Origin of the sequence: Microbulbifer sp. MLAF003 (assembly GCF_030012965.1) — a bacterium.
In the GTDB taxonomy this organism is placed as follows: Bacteria; Pseudomonadota; Gammaproteobacteria; order Pseudomonadales; family Cellvibrionaceae; genus Microbulbifer; species Microbulbifer variabilis.
Window position 1 is genome coordinate 418,707 of record NZ_CP120232.1, and the last position, 18,385, is coordinate 437,091.

Annotated in this window: 15 protein-coding genes; 10 read left to right on the plus strand and 5 right to left on the minus strand. The window is 50.2% G+C overall.

Annotation, left to right across the window (positions count from 1 at the left end):
* Positions 1 to 84: 84 nt before the first annotated feature.
* Together glnE and P3339_RS02045 are read left to right on the plus strand one after the other, a co-directional pair.
* Positions 85 to 2,928, plus strand: a complete 2,844-nt coding sequence (glnE, locus tag P3339_RS02040; protein WP_282952266.1) for a bifunctional [glutamate--ammonia ligase]-adenylyl-L-tyrosine phosphorylase/[glutamate--ammonia-ligase] adenylyltransferase — start codon at positions 85 to 87, stop codon at positions 2,926 to 2,928.
* Positions 2,929 to 2,987: 59 nt separating this feature from the next.
* On the plus strand, positions 2,988 to 3,941 hold the full coding sequence (locus tag P3339_RS02045) for a branched-chain amino acid transaminase (RefSeq protein WP_020414291.1): 954 nt from the start codon (positions 2,988 to 2,990) through the stop codon (positions 3,939 to 3,941).
* A gap of 79 nt (positions 3,942 to 4,020) precedes the next feature.
* On the opposite strand, the gene P3339_RS02050 is transcribed toward P3339_RS02045, so the two are convergent.
* The gene (locus P3339_RS02050) at positions 4,021 to 5,364 is read right to left on the minus strand and encodes a UDP-glucose dehydrogenase family protein (RefSeq protein ID WP_020414292.1); all 1,344 of its coding nucleotides are present in this window, start codon (positions 5,362 to 5,364) and stop codon (positions 4,021 to 4,023) included.
* Entirely contained in the window at positions 5,364 to 6,728 is a 1,365-nt protein-coding gene (locus P3339_RS02055) for an O-antigen ligase family protein (protein ID WP_282952267.1), read from the minus strand. Before P3339_RS02055 ends, P3339_RS02050 begins: the two co-directional genes overlap by 1 nt.
* Positions 6,729 to 6,998: 270 nt before the next feature.
* Between P3339_RS02055 and P3339_RS02060 the strand changes: the two genes are divergently transcribed.
* On the plus strand, positions 6,999 to 7,889 hold the full coding sequence (locus P3339_RS02060) for an ELM1/GtrOC1 family putative glycosyltransferase (RefSeq protein ID WP_282952268.1): 891 nt from the start codon (positions 6,999 to 7,001) through the stop codon (positions 7,887 to 7,889).
* Here the strand turns inward: P3339_RS02060 and P3339_RS02065 are convergent.
* The gene (locus tag P3339_RS02065; RefSeq protein ID WP_282952269.1) at positions 7,886 to 8,551 is read right to left on the minus strand and encodes a YrbL family protein; all 666 of its coding nucleotides are present in this window, start codon (positions 8,549 to 8,551) and stop codon (positions 7,886 to 7,888) included. The genes P3339_RS02060 and P3339_RS02065 overlap by 4 nt on opposite strands.
* 4 nt (positions 8,552 to 8,555) lie before the next feature.
* Positions 8,556 to 9,674, minus strand: coding sequence for a glycosyltransferase family 4 protein (locus P3339_RS02070; protein ID WP_282952270.1), 1,119 nt, complete (start codon positions 9,672 to 9,674; stop codon positions 8,556 to 8,558).
* A 316-nt stretch (positions 9,675 to 9,990) separates the two neighbouring features.
* Here P3339_RS02070 and P3339_RS02075 point away from each other — a divergent pair, with 316 nt between their 5' ends.
* The 3 genes from P3339_RS02075 (at position 9,991) to P3339_RS02085 (ending at position 12,181) form a co-directional block, all read left to right on the plus strand.
* The gene (locus P3339_RS02075; protein WP_282952271.1) at positions 9,991 to 10,782 is read left to right on the plus strand and encodes a glycosyltransferase family 2 protein; all 792 of its coding nucleotides are present in this window, start codon (positions 9,991 to 9,993) and stop codon (positions 10,780 to 10,782) included.
* 254 nt (positions 10,783 to 11,036) lie between these two features.
* Positions 11,037 to 11,909 carry a 3-deoxy-D-manno-octulosonic acid transferase gene (locus P3339_RS02080; protein WP_282952272.1) on the plus strand — a complete coding sequence of 291 codons (873 nt, stop codon included), beginning with the start codon at positions 11,037 to 11,039 and terminating at the stop codon, positions 11,907 to 11,909.
* A complete protein-coding gene (locus P3339_RS02085; protein WP_282952273.1) occupies positions 11,906 to 12,181 on the plus strand; it encodes a hypothetical protein in 276 nt (91 codons plus the stop codon). The genes P3339_RS02080 and P3339_RS02085 overlap by 4 nt, the downstream gene beginning before the upstream one ends.
* A 44-nt stretch (positions 12,182 to 12,225) precedes the next feature.
* Here P3339_RS02085 and P3339_RS02090 read toward each other — a convergent pair whose 3' ends face one another.
* Complete coding sequence (locus tag P3339_RS02090) at positions 12,226 to 13,725, minus strand: TolC family outer membrane protein (RefSeq protein ID WP_020414299.1); 1,500 nt, start codon at positions 13,723 to 13,725, stop codon at positions 12,226 to 12,228.
* Between the two features lie 355 nt (positions 13,726 to 14,080).
* Here P3339_RS02090 and P3339_RS02095 point away from each other — a divergent pair, with 355 nt between their 5' ends.
* The 4 genes from P3339_RS02095 to P3339_RS02110 all read left to right on the plus strand — a co-directional run bounded on the left by P3339_RS02095 (position 14,081) and on the right by P3339_RS02110 (position 18,272).
* A complete protein-coding gene (locus P3339_RS02095) occupies positions 14,081 to 14,731 on the plus strand; it encodes a paraquat-inducible protein A (protein WP_020414300.1) in 651 nt (216 codons plus the stop codon).
* Entirely contained in the window at positions 14,728 to 15,414 is a 687-nt protein-coding gene (locus P3339_RS02100) for a paraquat-inducible protein A (RefSeq protein ID WP_282952274.1), read from the plus strand. Before P3339_RS02095 ends, P3339_RS02100 begins: the two co-directional genes overlap by 4 nt.
* A gap of 90 nt (positions 15,415 to 15,504) precedes the next feature.
* Complete coding sequence (locus tag P3339_RS02105) at positions 15,505 to 17,724, plus strand: PqiB family protein (RefSeq protein WP_282952275.1); 2,220 nt, start codon at positions 15,505 to 15,507, stop codon at positions 17,722 to 17,724.
* Positions 17,725 to 17,810: 86 nt separating this feature from the next.
* Positions 17,811 to 18,272, plus strand: coding sequence for a DUF4136 domain-containing protein (locus P3339_RS02110; protein ID WP_282952276.1), 462 nt, complete (start codon positions 17,811 to 17,813; stop codon positions 18,270 to 18,272).
* Positions 18,273 to 18,385 lie beyond the last annotated feature (113 nt).

Below are 18,385 nucleotides of genomic sequence, written 5' to 3' on the forward strand. Positions count from 1 at the left end.
GCTGCTCGCTTCAAAATTGAATTCGACCTAGGAAAAAATGAGCAGGCACACCAGCCTCATAGCTGCTCTAAGGATTGATACCCCATGTTCGACCACGCCAATTGCCCCGAGCCACTCAAACACCAGCTGGATTCATTGTGGAGTGATTGGTGCGAACAGGCGGGCACTGCTTTTAGTGATGAGGTGGAGAGGCTTACAGAAGAGCGGGCCCTAGAGCCGGGATTGGCAAGAAGCTTTATCGGTTCTGAGTTTTTTCACCGTTATTGCTGCCGGCAACCTCAGTTCTTGGTTGAGCTGTTAAAAGCCGAGGATCTTGGGCTTGCACTGCCAGACTTCAATAGTGATGAAAGCCTCGACAGCGCACTGAGGTTTCTGCGCAATCGCGCTACCGCGGAGGTGATATTCCGCGATTTTGCCGACCAGTGGGATATTCCACGGACTTGCCTGCGCCTGAGTGAGTTGGCGGAGCTTTGTATTGATACGGCGCTGCGATGGCACCATTCCCAGCTGGTAAAGCGCTATGGCGAGCCGCGGGATAGAGAAGGGCGTGCGCAATCTATGGTAGTGCTCGGTATGGGCAAGCTGGGTGCGCGAGAGCTGAATCTATCCTCAGATATAGACCTGATCTTTGCCTATCCGGAACCCGGCCACACAGATGGCGAACAGTGCGTGGAAAACCAGAAGTTTTTTCAGCGTTTGGGACAGCGACTAATCAAATCATTGGATGCTATTAATGCCGAAGGCTTTGTGTTTCGTGTGGATATGCGTTTGCGCCCCTATGGAGACAGTGGCCCGCTTGTGAGCCATTTTGCTGCACTGGAGGACTACTACCAGACCCAGGGACGCGAATGGGAGCGCTATGCCATGGTCAAGGCGCGACCTGTGGCCGGTAATAAGGAAGTTGCGGCAGATTTGATGGAGCTGCTGCGCCCGTTTACTTATCGTCGCTATATCGATTTCAGTGCGATCGATGCGCTGCGGGAGATGAAGGCATTGATTCAACGCCAGGTGCGTGCAAAAGGTCTAACAGACAATATCAAGCTCGGTCGAGGTGGTATTCGCGAAGTCGAATTTATCGCCCAGGCGTTCCAGTTAATTCGCGGTGGCCGCCAACCGGCACTGCGTGAACGCAACCTGTTGAAGCTCCTACCACTATTGGAAAGTGATGGGCATGTAGAGCCCGGTGTAGCCTCTGAATTGGCAAACTGTTATCTGTTACTGCGCCGGGTTGAGCACGCGCTACAAGCTTATCGAGACCAGCAAACTCAAGCATTACCCCAAGATGATAAGGAACGTCAGCGGCTTGCTTATGCCCTGGGGCGGGATGACTGGGGACAACTCTTCGGGGAGTTGGCATCGGTGCGCAATGTAGTCGAAAGTGAATTCGATACTGTAATCGCGCCTCCGGAGGAGATCGCTGAGCCGCGTGTAGCGGAGGAATGGCAGGGGCTTTGGGGCAGCTGTAATGAGCCGGGAAGTGAGGAGATCAACCTGCAGAGCTTGGCGGATGCTGGCTTTGTCCCTGCTGGGGAGGCCCTGAATCTGTTGCGGGAGCTATCCAACTCACCAATGGTGATCGCATTGCCTGCTTCATCCCGGGAGCGCCTGGACCAGTTTATGCCTCTGCTATTGGCGGCAGCCAGTTTACAGGAGCAGCCGCTGCTGGTGCTTGCTAGAGTACTGCCCCTAGTGCGCTTAGTACTGCGCCGCAGCGCCTACCTGGTTTTGATCAATGAAAACCCACCGGTACTGAGCCAGCTAGTGCGGCTTTGTAGTGCCAGCCCGCGAATTGCAGAGCAGCTCGCACGCCACCCGATACTTCTGGATGAATTACTGGATTCACGTCGCCTGTTAGCGCCGGCTACAGCGGAGGATATTGCAGATGAGCTGCGTCGAGAACTATTGCGCGTTGATCCTGCTGATTTGGAGCAACAGATGGAAGCGTTGCGTTACTTCAAGCAGAGTCAAAGCCTGCGTATTGCTGCCCAGGAGGTAAGTGGGGCTCTGCCGCTGATGAGAGTGAGCGACTCCCTCACTTGGCTTGCTGAGGCAATTCTACAGCAATCTTTGCATCTGGCCTGGGCGCAGATGGTGGACAAATACGGCTTGCCTGCAGGCGCTACCGTAGAGGATATGCGTTTTGCCATTATCGCCTACGGTAAACTTGGCGGTCTCGAGTTGGCCCATGGATCTGATCTGGATATTGTGTTTGTGCATGATGCAGACCCCCAGCTCAATACTAGCGGGGATACCAGCATTGATAACCAGCGTTTTTATACCCGTCTGGCGCAGCGCCTGATCCATATTCTGCAAACGCGCACATTGAGCGGACCACTCTATGAGGTGGACACTCGCCTGAGGCCCTCTGGTAATTCAGGGCTACTGGTCACTTCTATGGCGGCATTTGACAAGTACCAGCGTGAGAGTGCCTGGACCTGGGAGCACCAGGCAATTGTGCGCGCCCGGCCGGTGACGGGTAGCAGCCGCCTGTGTGAGGATTTCCAGGAGCTTCGTTTGAGATTGCTTTGCGAGCACAGAAATGAGCAGAAATTGCGCGAGGAAGTGATCGCAATGCGAAATAAAATGCGCTCCCATCTCGATAAGAGCAATGATCAAAAGTTCGACCTGAAACACGGAGCGGGCGGTATTGTCGATATTGAGTTTTTGGTTCAATATGCTGCTCTGGCCTGGGCGCAAACTGCGCCCTCGATAGTGCGTTATACCGATAATATTCGCATTCTCGAAAGTCTGATTGACGCGGGCCTGATGCCAGCCAAACAAGCTGGACATCTGATCGACGCCTACAAAGCCTACCGATCTGAGGGTCATCGCCTGGCACTACAACAACTGCCAGGGATTGTGAGCGATGACCGATTCACAGCGGAAAGAAAGACCGTTCAAACAAACTGGCAGCAATTGCTCGGTTAAAGGCCGGCTACCTCCTGCTGCCCGATTAAACTGTTTTTCAGGATTTGTAGGAGTTTCCCATGTCTTTTGCCGACCGCGACGGCGTTATCTGGTTTGACGGTGAGCTGGTCCCCTGGCGCGATGCACGCGTTCATGTACTGACCCATACCCTGCACTACGGGATGGGAGTGTTCGAGGGGGTACGGGCTTATGAAACTGACCGAGGCGCCAGTATTTTTCGCTTGCTGGACCATACCCGCCGACTATTTCGCTCTGCAAAAATTATGAATATCCCAATGCCATTCGATGTTGATGAACTGAATGAAGCTCAGCGTTTGGTAGTGAGGGAGAATAACCTGCATCAGGCCTATCTGAGGCCCATGGTGTTTTTCGGATCCGAGGGAATGGGGTTACGTGCTGAGGGTCTCAAAACCCATGTCATCGTAGCTTCGTGGGAATGGCCCAGTTATATGAGCCCGGAGGCCTTGGAACAAGGTATCAAGGTGAATACCTCCTCCTATACCCGCCATCATGTCAATATCAGCATGTGTAAAGCCAAGGCCAATGGCAATTACATCAACTCTATGCTGGCTCTACAGGAGGCTGTGCGCAACGGTTGTGATGAGGCGCTCCTATTAGACCCAGAAGGCTATGTGGCGGAGGGGAGTGGAGAGAACTTTTTCATCGTTAGCGAAGGTATCATCTATACGCCGGAGCTTACCTCCTGCCTGGATGGAATTACCCGCGATACTGTAATTGAACTCGCCAGGGAATGCGGATACAGGGTGGTGGAGAAGCGGATTACCCGGGACGAAGTATATATTGCCGATGAAGCCTTCTTTACGGGCACTGCGGCTGAAGTACTGCCGATCAGCTCTCTAGATGGGCGTTCAATTGGCAGTGGTCGGCGCGGGCCGATCACCGGCCGCTTACAGAGTCTCTATTTCGATGTGGTTCAGGGACGTAGCGCCGCTCATCGGGGGTGGTTGAGCGATGTCACTGATGCACCTGAAGTAAATATTCGAATTGCTTAAGATGCTGGTCAGAGATAATAAAAAACCCGGTGAAAACCGGGTTTTTTATTACTCATCAAACTTGTAATTATATTATTTATTATGGGGCTGCATTGGTATCAGGCCTTCCCACACAATAGTAATCAAATCCATCTTCCTGCATTTCGCTTGGCTCATACTGATTGCGGCCATCGAAAATGACTGGAGAAACCAAAGTTGCTTTCAGTTCATCTGTATCGATGCTTTTGAACTGTTGCCACTCTGTAGCGATAATCAGGGCATTGGCGTTTTGCAGTGCCTCATTTTTTGATGCACAGAGTTTTAGGTCTGCTCGATTTCCATAGATACGGCGACACTCTTCTATGGCTTCAGGATCGAAAGCCTGAACCCGTGCACCCTGCTCCCACAAGCGTTCTAGTAGGATACGGCTCGGTGCCTCTCGCATGTCGTCGGTGTTGGGTTTAAAAGAAAGGCCCCAGAGCGCAAAGGTTTTCCCTTTCAGGTTCCCCTTAAAATGTCCCACAATTTTCTCGGCTAGATAGTGTTTCTGCTGTTCGTTGCGTGATTCGACTGCAGAGAGGATGTCCGCCGACAAGCCTAATTGCTGTGCAGAAGAAATCAGGGCTTTGACATCTTTTGGGAAACAGGAGCCGCCATAACCGATGCCAGCATAAATAAAGTGATAGCCAACCCGTGGGTCAGAGCCGATACCTTTGCGCACGGCCTCGATATCAGCACCAACTTTATCGGCAATATTTGCCATCTCATTCATAAAGCTGATTTTGGTAGCGAGCATACAGTTAGCCGCATACTTGGTCAGCTCTGCGCTTTTAACATCCATAACGAGAATCTTCTCGTGATTGCGATTAAATGGCGCGTATAGATGGCGGAGCTTTTGCTCCGATTCGGCCTCAGAGGTGCCTATTATGATGCGATCAGGGCGCATGCAATCTGAGACAGCAGATCCTTCCTTGAGAAACTCCGGATTTGAAATAATATCAAATGTTAAATCGGGTCTATTGCGGCCAGTTAGCTGCTGTTCGACTGTCGCGCGGACTTTGTCGGCAGTACCTACGGGCACCGTTGACTTTGTGATAATAAATTTTTTGCTGTCCATATGTTGCGCAATAGTCTTTGCAACGGTTAGGACGTGTCTAAGATCGGCGGAGCCATCCTCATCTGGTGGCGTGCCGACCGCAATAAAAATAAGCTCTCCATGTTCAACACCATAAGCGGCATTGGTCGAGAATGACAAATTGCCGGTGTTGATCCCACTTTTCACCATCGGCTCAAGGCCTGGCTCGAAAATAGGGATATGCCCCTGTTTCAGACGCTCGACTTTGTCATTATCAATATCAATACAGACTACTTTATTGCCGGCCTCAGCCAGTACAGCAGCTTGCACCAGACCTACGTAACCGGTGCCGAAAACGGTGACATTCATCAGTTTGACTCAATATTTGGAGGAGTTTGTTTCTGGTAGATCTGCTGGTAAGCAGAGCCCGAGGGCCTGAGTTTACCTTGCTCAAGATAACTGCGGGCCAAAAGGATTGCGAGAGGAGCCCAATAGAAGAACCAGATGTAGTTAGGTTTGACCAAAGGTTGTTGGGCGTAAATTAGCATCGCTAAAGTACCGAACAGGAACCAGGCAACATATAAGCCTGGAACCCAACTAAGTAGGTTTTTCTTGGTTGCGACAGTGTAAAGCACGCCTAGCCCCTGCCAGGCACAAGCTGCGATGCCGAGTAGGCCTGTAAAGCGAGCCACATCCAAGAGGTAGTTATGTGGATGAGGCAGTACATGATTTAGCGTGATAAATTGCTTGTGAACCAGCCCTGAGCCAACGATAGGGGAAAGCATAAATTCTTCGAAAGTTTTGCCCCATAGTTCCAGGCGAGCTGAATAGGCGACGCTTCGATGGAATAGCGGCAAGTCACCAAACATAATAAAGTAGGCAAAGGGTATAGCAGTAAAAAGTACCAGTGCCACAAGTATTTTGAATATACGCGAAGGAGTTAGAGTTGCTGAGAGTAGAATAGCAACCCCTGCCATTATTATCGGAATTTTGGTCTGTGAAAGAAAAATATAGGTGCAGGAAATCACTAATCCAGTCCAAGATAGCCAGCGCCAAAATAGAGAGGAGTGCCTGATTCCATAGCAGCAGAACAACGCGTGGAAGCCAAATAGCATGCCGGTTTTATCAATATTCCCTTCTAAAGATATTCCACCTATACGGTAAAATTTCTGAAACCCACCATCAATACCATATGCAATTAATGAGGCGATCCCGGAAACTAATCCCACTAAAATTATTGCAAGTAATAGGTTTCGTAAAATTTTATCTCCATATTGTTCTAATAATAGATATATCGCACAGTAAAAAGCCGCTAAATAGAGTACCAGCTTCCAGTAGTATGTTGCCTCTCGCACGACATCAGCATTCGCACCATCGGCCCAAAAAGTGGATAGTGCCAATATCAAAGGAAGGCTGCAAAAAGCAACAAATTGCCATGAAAATATGAACGAATAGTCTTTTCTCCAAGGCAGCAGAAAAAGTGTCGCTGGCAGTAAAGTTAAATAGAAGCTTGTTTGTACGCCCGAGACCTTGGGAGTCAGGTAAAAACCGCAAAGCAGAAGGAATAGCCCCAAGTAAACTATGCGGAGCGGTATAGAGACCCACCTGGAATCTTGCCTTCGGTAACGTGCTGGAGGGAGTGGATTGGAGTTACTTCCAGTTTCTGACATAACTAAGTGTGTAGTTGATAATGTTTCTGCTTTAGGCAAACAAGGCTTGCTGAAGCTGCCCATGGGTTGCCAACGGTAAATGCTATAGCAATACTCTGGGGAGCTTAAGATGGATACAATCTTCGAAATAGGTAATATATTTAGTGCATTGATAAGTTTTAGATGTGCAGGGTTCTAAGCATCCGCACAACCGGCTGGAAGGTTATACTGGAAGAGGTGAGGGTTCAACAGTGGCGGCCCCTGTAAAAGCATCTACAAGATTTTAGCAATTGGTGCCAGTAAGTTGATGACTTGTTTAATAATTGGCCTCTGTTTGCATATCAAGGATTTCTTTTGCAACTGACAATATGGTGCTTTCTAGATGGTAACCGCGCACACGAAAAGCAAAGTGCGGCATTGATCACTGGGTTGCGAAGTAGTTTCGTGGGCCAGGTTAGGAGCTTTGATATCTCCACTTCCATTACGGCCTCTAATATCCTTTTCGGAACTGCCGGTGAGATTCCCAAGCTCCCTAAGCCGGATTTTCTGATTGGAACTGGCCGCCGAAGTCGTTTGCCTATGTTAGCTGCACGTCACCGTTTTGGGGGGCGTGCAGTAGCTATTAACCTCCCACAGTTGCCATTTCGCTGGTTTGACTTTTCGATAGTGCCAGAGCACGACCGCCCGCCTCCTTTAGATAATGTGATTCTCAGTCAGGGTGCACTGACAGGCCCTTTGCCACAAGGGTCTAAAAAATCTGGGCGGGGGCTAATATTACTGGGGGGACCAAGTAGTCACTATTCATGGGATGACAGTGCTATTCATCACCAAGTGGATCAGTTACTTCAACAACCTCTTAAATGGCAGTTGTCCAATAGCCGCAGAACTCCTGAGAGCACGATTACTTCACTATTGGTAGACAATGTCCAGATGGTGGATTGGCGTACCTGCTCCCCCATGTGGTTACAAGAAGAGATGGCGGCGGCTGAGCAAATTTGGGTTAGTGAAGACAGTATCTCTATGCTGTTTGAATCTTTACAGAGCAGTGCCCAGGTGGGTGTTATACGTGTGCCAAGTCGAGCACGATCCAATAAAGTCAGGGCTGCGGTGCAAAGGTTGGTAGACCAGGGAATTATTAGTGACCAAGTAGCTGAGGTGGCAAAACAAAAGCGACGAGAGCCTTTGGATCAATATCTCCTATGTGCCCAGGCTTTACTCCGCCGCTGCGACTTGCCATTTCGCTAGTGTTTGAGGCCTTGAGACTCAAACTTCCTCCAGGGAGTTTTCTTATCTGAAATCTCCCACTCAACTCGAAGCCACATGCGCCGGATTCGCCGCTGAATGTAGCGTTTGGCGAAGAAGTCAGAAATTTGAGGCAAGGGCAAAAAAGATGCACAACCCAAGCCATCAATAATATAAATTTCTAATTTTTCATTTTCCCTGCGTACAACTAGATTGTGTGCAATCAGGTTCTTGGTCAGTACACCATACTCCAAGAGCCATGCTGCAAAGCGCTCAAGGGCAGATCTTATTTCACTGTTTAGGCCATGCTTATTCAGATATTGGCGCAAGGTAGGGGCTGGGTTGCCCTCGCTCTCCAGGATAAGGTCTGTTACTGCACCGGGGCCCAGACTGGTTTGTTGTATCCCGTACCAGCGAGGTAAATGTTGCCAGAGGCCTTCTTTATTTTGCTGGATAGCTTTTTGCGAATAGCCTTCTTGTTCACGCAAATTATCATCAAAATCATCTTCACCGCGCCACTTTTTGTACCATGGTGCTCGTCCGAGCAATTCTGCGGTGCGCCCTGGGCGCATAACCTTTATGCAGAGCAGAGGTTTCTCTGGGTGGCGGTAGCAAAAGCGGTTTCCACCACTGGCAAAAGGCTTACTGTAGCCTAAATCAATCACTATATCAGGCTCCGGGCGACTTTTTGATCATGGTTTCATAGACTTCGATGGTATGTTCTGCTTGGCGCTTGAGGGTAAAGTCTTCAGCAAGGGAGGCTTTTTGTTTTGGGCCTTTTAGCAATTCCCGTGAGCGATTATAAAGTGCTTCAGCATCGTTTTGCTCTACCAACCCTTGTGGAAAGCAAACACGCAGAGACTCTGCGGGACCACCGATGTTGTATCCAATTACGGGTGTTCCCATAGCTGCAGATTCTATCACGGTACGTCCAAATGGCTCAGGTCGTTTGGATAGGTTGTACACGAGACGAGATTCCTTATACCAATAACGAATATCACTACGATGGCCGACAAAGGTAAGGTGCCCCTCTATTCCTTTCTCTCTTACTTTTTGTTTCAGTTCCTTTTCATAGTGGCTCTTGTTAGCTTCAGCCCCACCGAGAATGATCCCATGAATATCATGATGCTTACTGATCAAACGCTGGATTAGCTCAATAAAATCCTCTTGACCTTTCCAGCGAGTCAGCCTGCCGGGCAAGAGAAGCCATTGCTTATTTGCTAGATTTGGATATTCCTTCTCAATGTTCGCTTTCCAGTCAGCTGGAACCGAGATGTTGGGATTGAATTCCTCGGTATCAACTCCGCGATAGATCACTTCTGGGGGACGTTGTAGATAGGCTTGGTAATTATCATGTAAGTAATCGTTCACGCACTCGGATATTGCGATTACCTGCTCGCTGCGGGCCATAATGGCGCTGTAGCGATTAATTGAATACAGGCCGTGGGCGGTGCTAATTAGGCGTGGCCGCGACTGGATATCTAGTTTTCTCCAAGCCAAGAAAGTGAGCCAGGCGGGGACCCTGGATCGAACATGCAATATATCTGGAGCTTCCCATTCGATAAGTTGTCTTAACGGTCTAACCTGTAGCAAACTACTTAGGGACTTTTTGTGGATAGGCAGTGTAAAATGCCTGGACCCTTCGGATTCCAATTTTGGAACCATGGTGCCCCCAGAAGATACAACGATAGATGTGTGGCCGGCTTGAATGAGCATTCTTGCCAAGTCGAGCGTACCCCGCTCGACTCCCCCGGAGTTTAAAGCGGGAAGCAGTTGCATTACTTTCATGGATTGTTTCACGACATAAGTGTGTACTAGGTATTACTCAGACTGTCTAGCTCAACGGGCAATAAGTTGATGAGCTGACTACAGGCTTACTAAAAGTCAAATATTATAGACATGCCAAATAGAGGGGTATAGGCTGCGCTGCTATTGCTAACGCCCTGATTTAATATTTGGTTGTTTGTGGAGTTTAAATTGCGACCACTGCTAGACATTTGTATCTGCACCTGCAAAAGGCCGGAGCAACTTCGCGTTGCTTTGCAAAGTCTTGCCGAGCTTGATTTACCTGCAGATGCAGATGTAAGTGTGACAGTAGTGGATAATGACCCTGAGGAGCAGGGGGAAGGCGGTAGTGGAGTCCTTCGCAACAGATTCGTCCCTCCCAATTCTTTACGTCCTTGAAGAACGCCGTGGAATTCCCATTGCCCGCAATCGCTGTATTCAAGAGGCACAGGGCAAAAATGCGGATTACCTTATTTTTATTGATGATGATGAATGGGTGGCTCGAGACTGGCTGGTCAAGTTGTTTCGATTTGCTCAAGAGCTTGGTGGCAACACGGTAGTGAATGGTAGTGTGATACGGGAATTGCCAGACTCAGTGCCGGCTTATTACTCAAGATATTTCTCTCGAAGGAAGAGGCAAACAGGTGATCACCTCACCTACTGTGCCACCAATAATGTCCTGATTCCAATGAAAATAATTCGTGAGTTTAGCTTGTCCTTTGATGAGCGGGATCCCTTTGGAGGTGGTGAGGATGTGTTGTTCTTTTCTGAGCTGCATACCAAGGGTGGAGACATCATTCATTGCGCTGAAGCAAAAGTATTCGAACCTGTACCAATAAGCCGCGCGAACTTACGCTGGCTTTCCCGTCGCAAATATTCAGCAGGTATCACGCTTGCAAAGCAAAAGTTGCAATCTGGGCGCAGTCGGCTAGGAATTTTACTTTCAGCGATATTCCAACTTATGGTTGCAGGGGTTCTCTGCTTGTTTGGCTTGGTTTTTGGAGGGCTCCGCCTGGGTTCCCGGCCTTGGTTGCGCCTATGTCGTTCTGTAGGCATGGCCTGTGGAGTGTTTGGGGCTCGCTCAGATTTTTACCGGGTTGTGGACTGCTAGTAAGTCACATAAAAAGTTCAAGTTGTACTCTCTGCCTGTAAGATAGCTGGCTGGAGCTTCGGCTCGGATTCCAAATAATTGCCAACTGGTGACAGCTGGATATATGCAGACCCTTTACAACTGGCTTTTTCGCTTAGCCATTCCATTTATTTTTTTCGGTTATGGTGGCGCGGCCGTAGCCAGCCAGCTTATCGTCAGCGTTTCGAGGAGCGGCTGGGTCGGGTGCCAAAACGCTATAGTCAAGCTCCATTAATATGGGTTCACTCCGTATCTGTGGGGAGACCCTCGCTGCGATCCCCGTTATTGCTCAATTAGCAGCTCGCTATCCTGATTGGCATTGGCTGGTTACAACGAGTACCCCTACAGGCTCCGAGCGGGTTACAAAGTCCTTAAGCCCGATTTTGGGTGGCCGCCTGCTCCATTATTATCTACCTTATGACTTACCCGAGTTCCTCAATCCATTTCTGGAAGCTCTCAACCCCACTATGTTGGTGATTGTAGAGACCGAATTGTGGCCAAACCTTCTGCGTTTATGTCGAAAGAGGGCGATCCCTGCATTGCTTGCCAATGCACGTTTGAGTGAGAAATCTGCCCGGGGTTATGGGCGATTTATTGGGTTTACCCGCTCAATGTTGGGCAATTTGGATAAAGTTGTTGCCCAGTACCCAGTAGACGCTGAACGTTTTGTTTCTCTGGGCCTGCCTCGAGAGAAAGTAGTGGCCAGCGGCAATATTAAGTTTGACCTGGATATTGACCTGGGCCTCATCAGCGAAGCGCAGGCGCTATCCCACCAATGGCGCGGCTCTTTAAATCGTAAGGTTTGGCTGGCAGCCAGCACCCATGCCGGCGAGGATGAGATCATACTGGATGCGTTCTCTACCCTGATTAAGGACTTTTCAGATCTGCTTTTAGTCTTGGTACCGCGTCACCCTCAGCGTTTTGATGATGTTGCCCGTTTATGTCAGGAGCGAGGCTTTCAGGTTTCAAGGCGCAGTAGTGGTGGTGCTCCAAAAGCGGATGATCAGGTTCTTTTAGGGGATACCATGGGTGAGCTACTGCGTTTCTATGGTGCCTGTGATGTGGCTTTTGTGGGGGGAGCCTGGTCCCTGTGGGAGGGCACAATATGATTGAGCCGGCGGCCTGGGGGATACCGACTATCTCCGGGCCATACATGCATAACTTCGCGACCGTGGCTGATCTTTTAAAGAATGCTGGCGGATTGGCAATTGCGGCGGATGCTGTATCACTGAGTAATCAGATAAAGCAGTGGTTACTGAACGATAAGGAGCGACAGGTCTTAGGTCAACGAGCTAGGGCAGTAGCGAAGCAAAATAGTGGGGCTTTGCAGCGCCTGCTGGAAGAGATAGACAGGCTGATGCCGAGTTCAGGAAAAATGTGAGCGGCTCTCTTGGAGCTGCTCACATTTCTTTGGAGTCGAGTTAGCTACTTGGAACCGCTTGGGCCGGCTTCCGCTACCCGGTGAACATTGTTGGCCGGGTTCAACATAACATCCAATTCTTGTAGATCCTGTGGTGAAAGGAGACCCGCTACCTGCTTAAGGCTTAAGGTGTTGATGATGTAGTCGTAGAGGGCGTTGGCATATTCGGTTTGATTTGAATAAAGGGTGTTTTGCGCTAAAAGCACATCTACGATATTGCGCGTACCCACCTCGTAGCCGGCTTGAGTGGCATCCAATGCACTCTTTGCGGAGACCACAGCCTGTTGTCGGGCTGCCACACGGGATACATCTGTTACCACTGCACGATGTAGGGTGCGGGTGTTTTGGATAGTATTGCGTTCAGCCAGGTTGCGCAGGTCTTGTGCTTGAAAGGATAAGTTACGCGCTTCACGTCGATTGGCGCTCAAAAGGCCACCAGTATAAATCGGTATATTCAGTGTGACTGCGGCTACAGAATCACGGTCGTCCAAGTCCCTGGGAAACTCAGTATCTGATTGGCGAGTCTCGTCTCTGAATCTCACACGTTCAGTGCCGTTTGAGGTGAGCTTGTTATAGGAGAGGGAGCCGGTAAGAGTGGGCAGGTGCTCACTGGCGGCAGAACGGGCATTGTAGCGGGCCGCCTCGGCATTCAGTCGTGCAGCTTTCAAGTCGAAGTTATTGGCCAAAGCGAAGTCGACCCAGTCTGCACGTTCAGCCGGCACTGGAGGTGCGACTTGGAAGGTATCTACGAGAGGAGCAACCTCATCGTGATAGCTACCGGTGAGGATTGATAGGGCATCGAAGTTACTGAGCAGCTCGTCTTGAGCGGTTAAGCGGCGGGCTACAGAGCTGTCGAAGGCCGCCTGGGAATCATACACATCAGTAATTGCGGTTAGGCCCACTTCGAATCGCTGCTGAGTTTGCTCCAACTGCTTGGCTAGGGCTTTCTCCTCGGCCACTGCGGATTCCAGGATGTCATAGGCGCGTAGTACATCGAAATAGGCTGTGGCGACTCGAAGCATCATTTCTTGCTGATTGGCACTAAATTCTGCAGTAGCAACTTTGGTTAATCTTTTACCCCGTTGGTAATCAAACCAAGCAGGGGCGTCAAAAATTGCTTGGGTCAGTGTGGCATTGTACACCCTATTTTGATAGGTCCCGGTTGATCTTCGGTTAAAGTCAACTAGATCACCATCAACGGGGCCATCTTCAAGAATTTGTGCCCCGTTTGAGATGTTAAATTCATGGACTCTGGAGGCCTCGAATCTGGCATTTACCTGCGGCAATAGCGGTGCTCGCAGCTGGTTCTTTGCCTCGATACCTGCATGGTAGGTGGCTCGATCGGCGGCAAGTTGCTGATCGTTATCTAGCGCCTGAGTATAAATATCCCACAGGGTGTCGGCCTGGGCCTGCATGGCACCGAATCCGAGTAGGGCGGCGGCGAGTAGTTTCTTCAGTGGACGCAACTGGCGGCCTCGCGGCTCTGTGCGGTTACTTCTTTTCATCTGTTTCAACTTCCTGTGGCGGGTGCGGTCTTCAAGCTTCTAAAAAGTATCTGGAGCGGCACTCGAGTTCTGGGTACTCGGTGGATTCCTTTGGCTCGCAAAGTTAGGTTGTGCTGCCAGTCTCCCCAATCAGCAGTCGCGAGAGTGTACCCGCGGCCAGCCTGAGCGTCGAGGCGACGCTTTCGGCTTTTGGTATATCTTCGTTAAACCGACGCGAATGTGCGTTTACCGGTAACTGCCTGGCAATGTCAGGGCAGCATTGAATAGGGCAATGGCCCTATATTGCAATAGACGCGCCATCGAAGCATTTGGATGCGGCAAAAATTGTGCAGGATAAGGCAAGGACCTCTCGCACATGGAACAGCTGCGTGATGATAAACAGATACGTTGGCAGCATGCTTGCCATGAGTGCGATCTATTGCTGACTGGCGGGTTGGCACCGCCCGGTCAAAAGCTGACTTGCCCACGCTGTGGTTGCACTCTGCATCGCAATGCCAATCACAGCGTCTACTACACCATTGCTTTAAGCTTGACTGGGCTACTGCTATTTATTCCCTCAGCGAGTCTCCCGCTCCTTAAATTCTCGTTATTCTCTTTTGGTGCCGAGAATACCCTGATGAATGGTGTTTATTCATTATTTAAAGCTGGCTATATCTGGTTGGCGTCACTGGTCTTATTCTGCAGTGTGCTGGCTCCTTTGGGAAAATTTCTGCTGCTGTTATTTGTTTGTTGCGGCAGTTTTTTGGGGCTGCTGGATCGCTGGGTTTCTATTGCGGTGCGCTGGTACCAACATATAAAAGAGTGGGGGATGCTGGATGTATATATGCTCGGCATTCTTGTAGCGCTGATTAAATTAAGGGATCTGGGGAAAATGGATGTGGAACCGGGGCTGTATTGCTTTGGCGCCATGATGCTGGTTGCGAATCTCTCTTCACTCAGTTTTGACCAGAATGCCATTTGGCACCGGCTGGCACTTCGGCGTGCTCAGCGGGAGAAACTGACATGAGTTCGAAATTCCCTCGCAAAGGGATTCATGAGGGCCTGACAAGCTGTCTCAGCTGCCATCAATTAATTATTTTGCCAATTACGGGTGGGCACTGCCGATGCCCTCGCTGTGGTGGGCGGGTGCACAGGCGTATTTTGGGGAGTTTGATGCTTACCTGGGCACTAACAATTACCGGGGCCCTATTATTGTTACCAGCAAATATTCTCCCGATTATGACGGTGGTTTACCTCGGTGCCGGCGACCCAACCACCATAATTAGTGGCGTTATGCAGCTATATAACAGCGGGATGTGGGGAATTGCGCTTATTGTCTTTGTGGCAAGTATTGCTGTGCCAGTAATGAAGTTGTTGGGCTTGGCTTTATTGCTGGTTCAGATGCAACTGCGCCTAACGTTTGTGCCTTCCCAGGCAATGAAAATCTATCGGGTAGTTGCCGGTATTGGGCGATGGTCTCTTCTGGATCTTTTTATGATTTCCATTTTGGTGGCATTAGTCGATATGGGATTTATTGCTCAGGTGGTGGCGGGTCCTGGCAGCACCGCTTTCGCCTCTGTGGTAATCGTTACTATGTTGGCTGCACGTTCTTTTGATCCCCGACTTATTTGGGATGCTTATGATGGTGACTTATACAGTAAGGATGTAGCACCGGAGACGGCACATCGGGGTGCCGCAGAAAATGGCTGATAATTTGCCCCCTGAAAATAGTGGTGTTGAAGGGGCACGTTTAAACGGTGGGGCCCAGCGGGGGTGGTGCGCGCGAGTAAGGGATTACCGTTGGTTTGGATTCTGCCTTTGGTGGCGGGGCTGATCGCAGTTTGGCTGCTATACCAGGACGTGGCCGAGGGAGATGTAAAGGCGAGCATCCTGTTTCACTCTGGCGATGGCTTGGTGAAGGGGAAGACCGTCGTGAAGTATTCCGGTGTAGATATCGGCCTTGTGCAGGATGTACGCCTGGTACCCAATGCTAAGGAGTTGAATGGTGCTGATGGAGTGTTGGCGGAGGTCAGCCTCAATCGCAGTGCAGAGTATCTGCTAGTTGAAGGGACTGAATTCTGGGTAGTGAAACCGGAGCTTTCCATCACAGGTATCAGTGGTTTAGAGACATTACTATCAGGTAACTATATTGCAGTTGAATCTGGCAGCGGCAAACGCAAGCGCGAATTTGTTGCGCTGGACCAGCCCCCGGCATTTATTCGCGGAGATGGCCTGCGCGTGGTGCTCAAATCCCGCCGCTTGGGCTCATTGAGCCGTGGCTCTCCTGTTTATTACCGCCAGTTAAGGGTGGGCCAGGTAGCGGATTACAGCCTTGAAGAGGATGGTAATGAAGTCAGTATCGAGCTGTTTATTCGCCGTGAATATGCCTATCTAATTCACCGGGGCAGCCGTTTTTGGAACAGTTCAGGTATTTCAATTGAAGGTGGCATCAGCGGAATTAGCATTAATTTGGAATCTCTTGCCGCCTTGTTTGCCGGCGGTGTCAGCTTTTATACCCCGGAATCTCAGCGTCAATCCCCCTTAGCCGTAAATGGCACAGAATTTAAATTATATAAAAATTTTGCTGCTGCAGATGCAGGGATTTCTGTCACTTTAAATTTTGATCGCGGTGTAGATGTTACGCCTGGCAGCACCAAAGTGTATTACCAGGGGATTCAAGTAGGTGAAGTCAGCAGGGCAAAAGCTAACAAGCGTATGGATGGCATAGAAGTTAAAGTGTTGATGGACCCAGTAACTGATGACCTCCTCAGTGAAAATACTCGTTTCTGGCTAGCCCCCACATTTGACTTTACTGGCGGCCTTAACAAGCTGATTCAGGGCAATCGCATCGAAGTAGATCTTCGCCGGGGAAACCGATCCCAGCGTATTTTTACGGCACGTGCCTCGGCACCGCCAAGAGATCCCCGCGTACCCGGTTTACACCTGCGTCTCACCACACGCAACCCAGGTTCACTTCAACGAGGAGCTCCTGTGTACTTCCGGCGTATCGAAGTGGGTAAGGTGCAGGGAATGGAGCTGCGTAGAGATGGTGAGGGGGTTGAGGTGTACGTGGTAATTGAGCCGCGCTATGCGCACTTGGTACACCAGGGTACTCGTTTTTGGAATGTCAGCGGTCTGCGCGCCAGTGCCAGTCTTAGTGAGGGGATTGAAGTACAGGCGGACTCCTTGATGTCATTGTTGCGTGGGGGCGTTGCTTTTGGCATCCGGCGTGAGGATCGTGCGAAATCAGCACCAGTGCAAAATGGTGATCAATTTCCTCTGTACAGCAGTCGTGAGGATGCACTTGAAGAAGGGATTGAAATACGAATCAACCTTCCCAGTGCGGAAGGGCTGAAAGTTGGGGCCCCTCTGCGCTATAAAGGTGTGCAAATTGGGGAAATTACTCGGTTACGTCTTGGCGCAGGCCTCGGAGAGGTCCATGCCCGTGCCAAGCTTTATCACCGTGGTGCAAGCTTTGCCCGTGCAGGCACACGTATTTGGGTGGTGTCGCCACAGATAGGCATAAGTAAAGTTGCCCACCTGGATACATTGATAACCGGGCGCTATTTGGCTTTAGAGCCGGGCCTGGGGCCCATGCAAACGGAGTTTTATGCAGAGCTGCAAGCGCCTAAAGAGGATCTTGCCGATACCATGAGCCGACCGGGGTTAGCTGTGATACTGGATGCCGCGAGGCGCGGCTCTCTGGTAGCTGGGAGTCCCGTTTATTACCGGCAGGTCCAGGTGGGTGAGGTTACAGGTTTTTCCCTGGGAGAATTGGCTGACCGAGTTTACATCTATGTGCATATCGAGCCGCAGTATCAACCATTAGTGCGTGAGCACACTGTGTTTTGGAATGCCAGTGGTGTAGAGGTGAATTTTGGTTTGAGGAGCGGTCTTAATGTCAATACAGAATCCGCTCAAGCCTTGATAAAAGGGGGTTGCCTTTGCGACGCCGGAAGCGCCCTTCATGGGTTTCGAGGTGGAGAGCGGCAGTCACTATCCTTTGTACCCAAAAGCTGAACCTGAATGGTATAAGTGGAGTCCCAAAATAGAACTCTATGATTTTTCTGAACCGGTTAAATAAGTATGAAAGTTAAGGAGTATTTATGCGTTACATAATGACGGGTCTGGTGACATTGCTATTAATGGCAGGATGCCAGGAGATGCAGGTGGAGCGAGTAAATACAGGAGCCCAGCCGGTGGCTTTTTCCACCTACAAATGGGGAGTAACGCCGCTCGGGGATGCGCCCGATGCGCCGGCGCAATTGGTGGAGTTGGATGAAGAAATGCGTGGCACAGTCGCGGCGCAGTTGCAGCAAAGAGGTTATCGTCAGGTGGGGCAGGACCAGGAAGCCGATATGGTGGTCGACTACCAGGTTGCCGTTGTTGATGAGTTTTTTTCCGGGGATACTAGGGACCCCAGTTGGGATAAACAGTTTGACAGTAATGCGCCCCAAGAGGTTGTAGAGTTACCGCCGCTTACTGATGCCCCTCTGGTGATTATGAGTGTGGGGATTGGTCGCCCAGGGGGGAAATTATTTGGGGTGGAAGTGCCAGTGAACTACTGACTCGCCCAGATAGCATTGAGCAGCGCCAGCGTCTCATTGTCCGGGGTGTGAGCGCCTTATTGAGGGATTTACCGGAGGCTTATCAGTAGCAGGTGCCAAAATTTTGGCCTGAT